This window comes from Pseudomonas sp. FG29 (genome assembly GCF_057809355.1).
This window is the reverse complement of sequence record NZ_JBMDJU010000028.1, coordinates 41,108-51,809: the sequence shown is the minus strand read 5'-3', so window position 1 is coordinate 51,809 and position 10,702 is coordinate 41,108. Positions and strand designations below refer to the sequence as shown.

The window sequence follows — 10,702 nt, the reverse complement described above, 5'->3', positions numbered from 1 at the left end:
GAGTGAGCGAACCCTGGCGCAGCCAGGGCCGGATGACCGGGCGGAGGGTTTTGGTGACTTTTGTCGGGCCGGCCATCCGGGGCACGGTTGCTCGCCCGGGAGGGCGAAACCAAAGACATCAACCAAACCGCGGCAATCAGGAACAGACAGAAGAACAATCAACACCGTATTGCCAGTCCGGCATCAAGCAGCCCCGCACAAAATAAAAAAGCCCCGCCAGGCAAAGCCGGGCGGGGCTTTCGGGAGCGCCGCACGAGGCGGCGCAAACTGGCTTAGACGCTGTAGTACAGGTCGTATTCCAGCGGGTGTACGAAGGTACGTACCTTGATTTCTTCTTCGGACTTCAGCTCGATGTAGGCATCGATGAAGTCGTCGGAGAACACGCCGCCCTTGGTCAGGAACGCGCGGCCCTTGTCCAGCTCTTCCAGGGCTTCTTTCAGGCTGCCGCACACTTGCGGGATCAGCTTGCCTTCTTCCGGCGGCAGGTCGTACAGGTTCTTGTCAGCAGCATCGCCCGGGTGGATCTTGTTCTGGATGCCGTCGATACCGGCCATCAGCAGGGCAGCGAAGGCCAGGTACGGGTTGGCAGCCGGATCCGGGAAGCGTGCTTCGATACGGCGAGCTTTCGGGCTGGCAACGTACGGAATACGGATCGAAGCGGAACGGTTACGAGCCGAGTAGGCCAGCATGACCGGCGCTTCGAAGCCCGGAACCAGACGCTTGTAGGAGTTGGTCGACGGGTTGGTGAAGCCGTTCAGGGCCTTACCGTGCTTGATGATGCCGCCGATGAAGTACAGAGCGGTCTCGGACAGGCCGGCATAGCCTTCGCCAGCGAAGGTGTTCTTGCCGTCTTTGGCGATCGACATGTGCACGTGCATACCCGAACCGTTGTCGCCGTACAGCGGCTTCGGCATGAAGGTAGCGGTCTTGCCGTAGGCGTCGGCTACGTTGTGTACGCAGTACTTCAGGGTCTGAACTTCGTCAGCCTTGGCAACCAGGGTGTTGAACTTCACACCGATTTCGTTCTGACCGGCAGTGGCCACTTCGTGGTGGTGCACTTCGACGACCAGGCCCATTTCTTCCATGGCGTTGCACATGGCAGTACGGATTTCGTGGTCGTGGTCGCACGGCGGAACCGGGAAGTAACCGCCTTTGACGGCCGGACGGTGGCCTTTGTTGCCGCCTTCCACGTCCTGGTCGGTCATCCAGGAACCTTGCTCGGAGTAGATTTTGAACATCGAGCCGGAAATGTCGGACTTGAACTTCACTTCGTCGAAGATGAAGAACTCAGGCTCCGGGCCGACGAATACGGTGTCACCGATGCCGGTGGTTTTCAGGAACTCTTCGGCGCGCTTGGCGATGGAGCGCGGGTCGCGATCGTAGCCTTGCATGGTGCTCGGCTCGATGATGTCGCAGACCAGGATCAGGGTCGGCTCTTCGGTGAACGGATCCAGTACTGCGGTCTCGTCGACCGGCATCAGGATCATGTCGGAGGCTTCGATGCCTTTCCAGCCATGGATGGACGAGCCATCGAACATTTTGCCGTGCTCGAAGAAATCTTCGTCCAGGGCGTCACGGGCCGGCATGGTCACGTGGTGCTGCTTGCCCTTGGTGTCGGTGAAGCGCAGGTCTACCCACTTCACGTCGTGTTCTTTGATCAGTTGAACAGCCTTAGACATGTTGTCCTCCAGATGGAAAAGGCTCTTATCGTTGAGCCCCGATATGTACGGTGAAGCCCGGCGGGATAGTCCTTCAGGGCGACCTGCCTCACAAGGGAGCAAATTGCATGCCAGTGCCCCGTATTGGGCGGAGGCCCGGAAACTCAGGCACTGCGCGGCCTGCGCGTGGGTTTGAAGCTTATATTTGCACCATATTGAATCAGCAAAATATCGGAATGACCTATTTTGGTGCGCATCTGCTTGATGGCAGTATTTTTGGTCAAAGCTTGAACAATTTCCGCTATAATCCGCGCCCCTGTTTTTCCGCTGCCTGTTCGGGCACCTATTTCATGAAGCTGATCGTCAAAGTTTTCCCGGAAATCACCATCAAGAGCCGTCCGGTGCGCAAGCAGTTCATCCGCCAATTGGGGAAGAACATTCGCTCCGTGCTGCGCGATCTCGATCCCGAGGTGCGGGTGACCGGTGTCTGGGACAATCTGGAGGTCGAAACCGACCTCGACGATCCGCGCCTGCTCGAGGAAATGACCACACGCCTGCGTAACACCCCGGGCATCGGTTTGTTCCTCGAGGTGAATGAATACCCGCTGGGTGATCTGGACGACATCACCGAGCACTGCAAGCGCCATTACGCCGAGCAGTTGCCGGGCAAGATCTTCGCCGTGCGCTGCAAGCGCGGCGGCAAGCATGAGTTTTCTTCCATCGATGTCGAGCGTCATGTGGGCTCGCGCCTGCGCCGCGAGTGTGGTGCGGCCGGTATCGACCTGAAGAAGCCGGACGTCGAAGTGCGCATGGAGATTCGCGATCAGCGCCTCTTCGTGGTGCACAACCGTCACGAAGGCCTGGGCGGCTACCCGCTGGGCTCGCTGGAGCAGACCCTGGTGCTGATGAGCGGCGGCTTCGACTCCACCGTGGCGGCTTATCAGATGATGCGTCGCGGCCTGGTCAGCCACTTTTGCTTCTTCAATCTCGGTGGCCGTGCCCACGAATTGGGCGTGATGGAAGTGGCGCACTATATCTGGCAGAAATTTGGCCGCTCGCAGCGCGTGCTGTTCATCAGCGTGCCGTTCGAGGAAGTGGTCGGCGAGATTCTCGGCAAGGTCGACAACAGCCAGATGGGCGTCATCCTCAAGCGCATGATGCTGCGCGCCGCCACTCGCATCGCCGAGAAGCTGCAGATCGAGGCGCTGGTTACCGGCGAGGCGATCAGCCAGGTGTCGAGTCAGACCCTGACCAACCTCGCGGTGATCGATTCGGCCACCGACATGCTGGTGATGCGCCCGCTGATCGCCAGCCACAAGCAGGACATCATCGATACCGCCACGCAGATCGGTACGGCCGAGTTCGCCAAGAACATGCCCGAATACTGTGGCGTGATCTCGGTCAACCCGACCACCAAGGCGCGCGGTTATCGCGTAGAGAGGGAGGAGGCGCAGTTCGACATGGCCATCCTCGACCGTGCCCTGGAGCGCGCCACCCAACTGCCCATCGATCGGGTGATCGACGAGTTGGGCAAGGACGTGCAGATCGAGGAAGTGCGTGAAGCGCTGGCCGGACAGATCGTCATCGACATCCGTCATCCCGATGCCGCCGAAGATCAGCCGCTGGACGTGCCGGGTATCGAGGTGCAGGCGCTGCCGTTCTACGCACTGAACAACAAATTCAAGGAACTGGATGAGAACCGCCAGTACCTGCTGTATTGCGACAAGGGCGTGATGAGTCGCCTGCATGCCCATCACCTGCTGAACGAGGGACACGCCAATGTGCGCGTTTATCGTCCGGCATAGAACGCCGGGGTTGAATGGCGGAAGTATCCGCCATCGCCCTCCCGACTGCTCGCTTGCCCAGGTGGCTTGTTCGGCCCGCTGATTCCAATTTCTTCATATTCGTCGTCCAGGCTGGGCGACACACCGAAATCCTCTGATCGAGATACATACAGTGATCGAAAAACTGCGCAACATCGCCATCATCGCCCACGTCGACCATGGCAAAACCACCCTCGTCGACGCCCTGCTGCGTCAATCCGGCACCCTTGAGCGTAACGAGCTCAACGACGAGCGCGTGATGGACAGCAACGACCAGGAAAAAGAGCGCGGCATTACCATTCTGGCCAAGAACACCGCCATCAAGTGGAACGACTACCGCATCAATATCGTCGACACCCCCGGCCACGCCGACTTCGGTGGCGAAGTTGAGCGCGTGATGTCGATGGTCGACTCCGTACTGCTGGTCGTTGACGCCCAGGACGGCCCGATGCCGCAAACCCGCTTCGTGACCAAGAAGGCCTTCGAAGCCGGTCTCAAGCCGATCGTCGTGATCAACAAGATCGACCGTCCGGGCGCGCGTCCTGACTGGGTCATGGATCAGATCTTCGACCTGTTCGACAACCTCGGCGCCACCGATGAGCAGCTCGACTTCCAAGTTGTCTATGCCAGCGCCCTGAACGGCATCGCCGGTCTCGACCACACCGCCATGGCCGAAGACCTGACCCCGCTGTACCAGGCCATCGTCGACCACGTACCGGCGCCGAACGTCGACCTCGACGGCCCGTTCCAGATGCAGATCTCCGCGCTGGACTACAACAGCTTCCTCGGCATCATCGGCGTTGGCCGTATCGCTCGCGGCAAGATCAAGCCGAACACTCCGGTAACCGCCATCGACGTTGACGGCAAGAAGCGTAACGGCCGTATCCTCAAGCTGATGGGCCACCACGGTCTGCACCGCGTCGACGTTGAAGAAGCCACTGCCGGCGACATCGTCTGCATCAGCGGTATGGATCAGCTGTTCATCTCCGACACCCTGTGCGACATCAACCATGTCGAGGCGATGAAGCCGCTGACCGTTGACGAGCCGACCGTTTCCATGACCTTCCAGGTCAACGATTCGCCGTTCTGCGGTAAAGAAGGCAAGTTCGTCACCAGCCGCAACATCAAGGAGCGTCTGGACAAGGAGCTGCTGTACAACGTGGCCCTGCGCGTTGAAGAAGGCGACAGCGCCGACAAGTTCAAGGTCTCTGGCCGTGGTGAGCTGCACCTCTCGGTTCTGATCGAAACCATGCGTCGCGAAGGCTTCGAAATGGGCGTTGGCCGTCCGGAAGTAATCATCCGTGAAGTGAACGGCGTCAAGCAGGAGCCGTTCGAGAACGTCACCATCGACATCCCTGAAGAATCCCAGGGCAAGGTCATGGAAGAAATGGGCCTGCGTAAGGGCGACCTGACCAACATGTCGCCGGACGGCAAAGGTCGCGTGCGCCTGGAATACAACATCCCGGCTCGCGGTCTGATCGGTTTCCGTAACCAGTTCCTGACCCTGACCAACGGTGCTGGCATCCTGACCTCGATCTTCGACCGCTACGACACCGTCAAGCCGGGCACCATGTCTGGCCGTCAGAACGGCGTACTGGTGTCGATCGACACCGGCAAGGCGCTGACCTACTCCCTGGAGACCCTGCAGGCGCGCGGCAAGCTGTTCGTCGAGCACGGCCAGGAGATCTACAACGGTCAGATCGTCGGTCTGAACAGCCGCGACAACGACCTGGGCGTGAACCCGACCAAAGGCAAGAAGCTCGACAACATGCGTGCTTCGGGTAAAGACGAAACCATCGCCCTGGTGCCGCCGGTTCGCTTCACCCTGGAGCAGGCGCTGGAGTTCATTCAGGACGACGAGCTGTGCGAAGTGACGCCGAAGTCGATCCGTCTGCGCAAGAAGATCCTCGACGAAGGCGAGCGCACCCGCGCTGCCAAGAAAGCCAACAAGGCTTGATGCGGCTAGCTTAGCGCTGTAACTGAAAAGCCCCGCCAGAGCGATCTGGCGGGGCTTTTTATTGGGCGAGCGTCAGTCGCTGAAGGTCACGGAAAGCTTGGCGACAGCCTCGACGACGCGCTGGGACTCATTGCGAATGTCCTGTATCACTTCGCCCGCCTGGTTGACCAGGGTGACGCTGTCCCGTGCGCGGCCTCGGGTTGTGGCCATGCTGGACACCGCCATACGCGTAAGTTGGTTGTTCTGCTGCACGACGTTGTTGATTTCCTGAGTGGCCTGGCTGGTACGCGATGCCAGTTGTCTGACTTCGTCGGCCACAACGGCAAAGCCCCGGCCTTGCTCGCCTGCCCGCGCTGCCTCGATGGCGGCATTGAGTGCCAGCAAGTTGGTCTGATCGGCAATGCTGCGGATGACCTGGACAATGCTGCTTATCTGCTCGGACTGTTTGTTCAGGCCTTCGATCTGCTCGGCGACGGTGGTCAGTTCGTTGGCAATTTCATTCACTGCTGCCACGGTTTCTATCACCGTTTGAGTGCCATGGTTGGCGGTAACGTCGGTTTCCTTGGCAATGTCATGTGCCAACTGTGCTGCACTGGCTTCGGCATCGCGACGCTCCACTTGTGCAGTGATGTCGTTGGCAAACTTGACGAAGCCATAGATCTTGCCGTTTGCATCGTAGAGAGGGTTGTAAGTCGCGCGCAGCCAGACCTGGCGACCCTGCTTGGTTACTCGGCAGAAACGATCCGCTATGTATTCGCCTCTGTTCAGGCGCGCCCAGAACTGGCGGTAAGCATCGCTGCGGCTATCTTCCGGGCGGCAGAAGATGCGGTGATGCTGACCTGCTATCTCATCCTCGCGGTAGCCCATCAGCTCTTGGAAACGTTGGTTGGCATGCAGTACATGGCCATCCAGGCTGAATTCAATCACCGCCATGGAGCGGTTGATGGCCTCCAGATAGCTGCTGTGCTGTTGTTCGAGCTGTACTTGGCGGGTGATGTCAGAGGCAATCTTGATCACCTTGATGACCGCTCCCTGATCGTTCAGTACCGGCATGTAGGTGGCTTCGAGCCAAATCTCGCTACCCTCGCGTGTGCGGCGAGAGAAGCGGCTGCTGAAACGTTCGCCTTGCCGCAGGCGCTGCCAGAATTTGCCGTATTCCGGGCTTTCCGTCTGGCTGCGTGAGCAAAATATGCGATGGTGCTGGCCGACCACCTCATCGAGGGAATAGTGCACCACGCTCAGGAAAATCGGGTTGGCAGTCAGGACGACGCCCTGAGGATCGAACTCGATCATCGCCATGCTCTGGCGTATAGCCGAGAGCTCCGGAGACTCAATGGGCTTTGAGGCCCTTTCTTGTTGTAAGCGTTTTAGCCACATTGCGGGTCTCCCGGAGGGTGTGGTCGGCTCTTTGTGCGTTGTCTCACTCGGCGTGAAAGTTATACAAGAGTTGTACAAAGTCATAGCACGCCGAAGCATACTGAGCAATGCCCGCTGACAGGCGTCATGCAATCGAGCTGTCTGCTGCGGTTCGGGTCAGCTTGCCCAAGGAAGGGAAGCGTCTCTGTCGGAGGTTCGTGCCTATTTTCGGCAAGAGCTAAGCTGTCGCTGATCACGGTCACCTGCGAGCGGGCGCCGGACGGGTGGGGGACGTACGCCCGGGTCGATCTGCCTGCGCAGGCGGTTTCTCGACGACAACCCTAGCAAGCGTTTCGAGTTGGTGCTGGACGGGGGCTGATTCGGTCGCGCGACAGCTTGTGCCGCGCGAGGGGGAGGGGAGCGTGTGGAATCGGGTCAGGTACGGAACACACCCAGCCCGCTTCTTAGCGCGCGGGCGGTGTCGCCCAGTTCGGCGGCGGAGTCGTTGATTGCGTCGACGTCCAGGCGCGTGTGTTCGAAGGCGTTGCGCATCTGTCCCAGGCGGCCGGACATGTCGGTCACGGCATGCTGGATATGCGCGCTGCTGGCCAGGGCCTGCTCGACGTTGAGGTTCACTTCGTCCATTTGCCGCACCAGCGCATCCAGGGTGTCCAGGGCTTCGTCGGCATTGCCGGCGAGGGCGCGCGAGCGTTCGGCGGTGCTGCCCATGCGCTGGGCGATCTGGCGGATGGCACCGGTGACCTGATCGATCACCTTGTGCGCGTCGCCCAGCACGCTCTGAGTCTGGCTGGCCAGCTTGCGCACCTCGTCGGCGACCACGGCAAAACCGCGACCCGCCTCGCCAGCGCGGGCGGCTTCGATGGCGGCGTTGAGGGCCAGCAGGTTGGTCTGCTCGGAGATGCCGGCGATCATCTGCAGCACCTGGCCGATCTGTTGCGCTTCCTGGCTGAGGCGGTCGAGATCGCCAGCCAGCTCGATGTTCGAGTGGGTGCTGCCGTGCACCTCGGTGATCAGGCTTTGCAGTTCCTGATGGGCGCGGCTGAGTTCGCTGCTGGTGCGTTCCAGGTTGCTGCGCACGGCGCCGGCATGGGTGGAGGACTCGCCGGCGGCATGCTGGATGGAATGGCCGTGCTGGTCGACGTCGGCCAACTGCTGTGCGGCCTGTTGCAGTTGCTGGGTGATGTCGTCGGCGCGGCGCAGGAAGTTCTCTGCCAACTGCTGGTTGCTGTCGGCCATGCCCAGGGCAGCGGAGAGCGTCTGCCGTAGATCCTGTAGCAGGCTGGACAGGCGCGTGCCCATTTGTCCCAGCTCGTCGTTGCTGGTCACTGCCAGCGGACGTGAGAGGTCGCGGTTCTGTGCGATCTGGTTGAGTTGGCCGGTGAGTTGGCGGATGGCGCGTACCAGCATGCGCGTGGCCAGCCAGGACAGCAGCAGGCCAATGGCCAGGGTCACGGCGCCGATCAGCAGCAGGCTGTGCAGACTGTCGGCAATGGCCTGGTCGAGGCTGCTGAGGGTGACGTCGACGCCGACGACGTAGGGCTGGCCGCTGGCAGTGCGCATGGGCAGGAAGATCGAGCGGAAGGTACCGTAGCTGTCGGTGTATTCATCGAACTGGGGCTGGCCACTGCGGGCAGCCTCGAGCACGGCCGGGCTGGCATCGGTGTATTCGTCCAGATGCTTGGCATAGTTGTCCGCAGCGATTTCTCCCTGGCTGGCACCGTCGGAGAGGTAGAACACACGCTGGGCGCTATCGACCATCATGGTGTAGGCGAACTTCAGCCCGACTTCGGCTGCGTATTCACCCAGGTTGCGTACCTGAGTCAGGTATTCGCCATCGCGCAAGCCATCTGCCTTGCGCGTGCGCTCCAGGTAGTCGTTGCCGAGCAGGCGTGGCACGGCATGCGCGGCGGCGCGCAGGCGGTTGTCCATCTGCTCGCGGATGTCCTGGGATTTGACGTACTGGGCATAGCTGATGAAGGAGGCGATGCTGATCAGGTTGACCAGCGTGAAAGCCAGCAAAATCTTGGTTTGCAGGCTGAGAGCGCGAAGCGACGGCATGAAGTCAGTTCCATCCGAAGGGTGAGCAGGCCGTACTGGCGACGGCTTCACTGCTGTTTCGGAATAATCTGACACAACTTTAATGGCGAATGGCCAGTTCAGGGCATTAATTTTTCGCCAGCGGTGAGCCGTACCAGCCCCAAAAAACAACCCCGGCGTTTGCGCGCCGGGGTTGGTTCATTGCGAGGGCTTCAGCCTGCGCCTGGTCTGCAGGCCAGAACGCCGTATAGCGTCAGGCCGATCAGCACCAGGAGGCTGAGGGTCATCACTCGCCCGCCACCTGACGCAGGTTCTGCGCCGGGGTGTCGTCGAGGTTGTTGAGCATGCGCTCGCTGTACCAGTCGAGGAAGTTGATCACGCCGAACTCGTAGGTCTTGGAGTACGGGCCAGGCTGGTAGGCGGTGGAGTTGATACCGCGCTGGTTTTCTTCGCCCAGGCGACGATCCTGGTCGTTGGTGGCGTCCCAGACCTCGCGCAGACGGGCTACGTCGTAGTCGACGCCTTCGACCGCGTCCTTGTGTACCAGCCACTTGGTGATGACGATCGACTCCTGGGCGCTGACCGGCCACACGGTGAAGTTGATCAGGTGGTCACCCATGCAGTGGTTCCACGAGTGCGGCAGGTGCAGGATGCGCATCGAGCCCAGATCCGGGTCGGTGATGCGGCCCATCAGCTTCTTGCAGCCTTGCTTGCCGTCCAGGGTCATGGATACGGTGCCCTTGAGCAGCGGCATGCGCACGATGCGGTTGCGCAGGCCGAAGCTGGCGTGGGCGTAAGGGATGTTGTCCTTGTCCCAGCGGGTGGTGCACTCGGCAACCTGATCCTTGAACGCCTGGCTGGCGCGCGGGTCGGTGACGTCGTCCCATTCCAGCAGGGTGTTGAGCAGTTCCGGGTGCGAACCGTTGCAGTGGTAGCACTCGCGGTTGTTCTCGATCACCAGTTTCCAGTTGGCCTGCTCGCGCATGGTGCTCTGCACCGCGACCTTGGTGTTTTCCATGTCGTACGGTTCCATGTAGTGAGCCAGGGTGCTCAGGAACTCGTCGATGGCCGGCGGGTTGTCCGCCAGGCTGATGAAGATGAAGCCGCCAGCAGTCTTGCAGTTGACCGGCTTGAGGTTGTAGTCGGACAGGTTGAAGCCTTCACCCATTTCGGTGCCGGCGAACAGCAGACGACCATCCAGCTCGTAGGTCCACTGGTGGTAGGGGCACACCAGCTTGGCGACCTTGCCCTTCTCGGAAACGCACAGGCGCGAGCCACGGTGGCGGCAGACGTTGTGGAAGGCGTGGATCTGACCTTCGGCACCGCGGATGACGATGATCGGGTTGTCGCCGATCTGCACGGTGAGGAAGTTGCCCTTGGCCGGAATCTCGCTGGTCATGCCGGCGATCAGCCACTCCTTGTGGAAGATCTCCTGCATGTCGACCTGGAACAGGCGCTCGTCATTGTAGAAAGGCTGCGGCAGCGAGAAGGTGTGGTCACGCTCGTGCAGCATCTGGGCGGTGGCCTTGCGGACGGGCTCCAGCGGGTCGCCCAGGCTCAGGTTTTGGGTGCAGTCCATGTTGGCTCCTCAGTGGCTGGCGCGCGTTGCGCCTGCCGGAAAAAAGTGGCTGATACGGTGAATGCCGCAAGGTGGTCGTTTATCGCTGCCGCCTGCGATGGGCGTGCATGCTTGGTGAGGCGGAGTGTGGAGCCGAGCAAAGGCGAAACCTTATCCATGGGCGACATGGCCGGATGCGTTTCCGACGCGCCAGGCCCCGTGCTATCAGGCAGGTCGCGATAAGCATGTGGATGTCGCTGTTAGATAAATGACGCCACTCAGGCTTTCGCAC

Annotated in this window: 5 protein-coding genes and 4 pseudogenes; 3 read left to right on the top strand and 6 right to left on the bottom strand. The window is 60.7% G+C overall.

The window, feature by feature from the left end:
- Positions 1-206 (top strand): hypothetical protein (locus ACODS1_RS21120; RefSeq protein ID WP_489087199.1); only part of this gene is annotated, 206 nt, incomplete at its 5' end.
- Between the two features lie 66 nt (positions 207-272).
- Here the strand turns inward: ACODS1_RS21120 and glnA are convergent.
- Positions 273-1,679, bottom strand: coding sequence for a glutamate--ammonia ligase (gene glnA, locus ACODS1_RS21115; protein ID WP_489087198.1), 1,407 nt, complete (start codon positions 1,677-1,679; stop codon positions 273-275).
- 329 nt (positions 1,680-2,008) lie between these two features.
- On the opposite strand from glnA, the gene thiI reads away from it, so the two are divergent.
- Together thiI and typA are read left to right on the top strand one after the other, a co-directional pair.
- Complete coding sequence (gene thiI, locus ACODS1_RS21110) at positions 2,009-3,463, top strand: tRNA uracil 4-sulfurtransferase ThiI (protein ID WP_489087197.1); 1,455 nt, start codon at positions 2,009-2,011, stop codon at positions 3,461-3,463.
- Positions 3,464-3,614: 151 nt separating this feature from the next.
- A complete protein-coding gene (gene typA / locus ACODS1_RS21105; protein WP_322978835.1) occupies positions 3,615-5,438 on the top strand; it encodes a translational GTPase TypA in 1,824 nt (607 codons plus the stop codon).
- Between the two features lie 72 nt (positions 5,439-5,510).
- Here typA and ACODS1_RS21100 read toward each other — a convergent pair.
- From ACODS1_RS21100 to gbcA, 5 genes and pseudogenes are all read right to left on the bottom strand, one after another.
- Positions 5,511-5,951, bottom strand: a pseudogene (locus ACODS1_RS21100) (methyl-accepting chemotaxis protein); the annotation flags it as partial.
- A gap of 105 nt (positions 5,952-6,056) precedes the next feature.
- Positions 6,057-6,731, bottom strand: a pseudogene (locus ACODS1_RS21095) (PAS domain-containing protein); the annotation flags it as partial.
- A 498-nt stretch (positions 6,732-7,229) separates the two neighbouring features.
- Positions 7,230-7,748, bottom strand: a pseudogene (locus tag ACODS1_RS21090) (methyl-accepting chemotaxis protein); the annotation flags it as partial.
- A 336-nt stretch (positions 7,749-8,084) separates the two neighbouring features.
- A pseudogene (locus ACODS1_RS21085) lies at positions 8,085-8,222 on the bottom strand (HAMP domain-containing protein); the annotation flags it as partial.
- A 916-nt stretch (positions 8,223-9,138) separates the two neighbouring features.
- Positions 9,139-10,431, bottom strand: a complete 1,293-nt coding sequence (gene gbcA / locus ACODS1_RS21080; protein WP_322978833.1) for a glycine-betaine demethylase subunit GbcA — start codon at positions 10,429-10,431, stop codon at positions 9,139-9,141.
- Positions 10,432-10,702 lie beyond the last annotated feature (271 nt).

Excerpts from the sequence above, each read along its gene's own strand:
- thiI (WP_489087197.1), top strand. The coding sequence starts at position 2,009 with ATGAAGCTGATCGTCAAAGTTTTCCCGGAAATCACCATCAAGAGCCGT.
- glnA (WP_489087198.1), bottom strand. The coding sequence starts at position 1,679 with ATGTCTAAGGCTGTTCAACTGATCAAAGAACACGACGTGAAGTGGGTA.
- gbcA (WP_322978833.1), bottom strand. The coding sequence starts at position 10,431 with ATGGACTGCACCCAAAACCTGAGCCTGGGCGACCCGCTGGAGCCCGTC.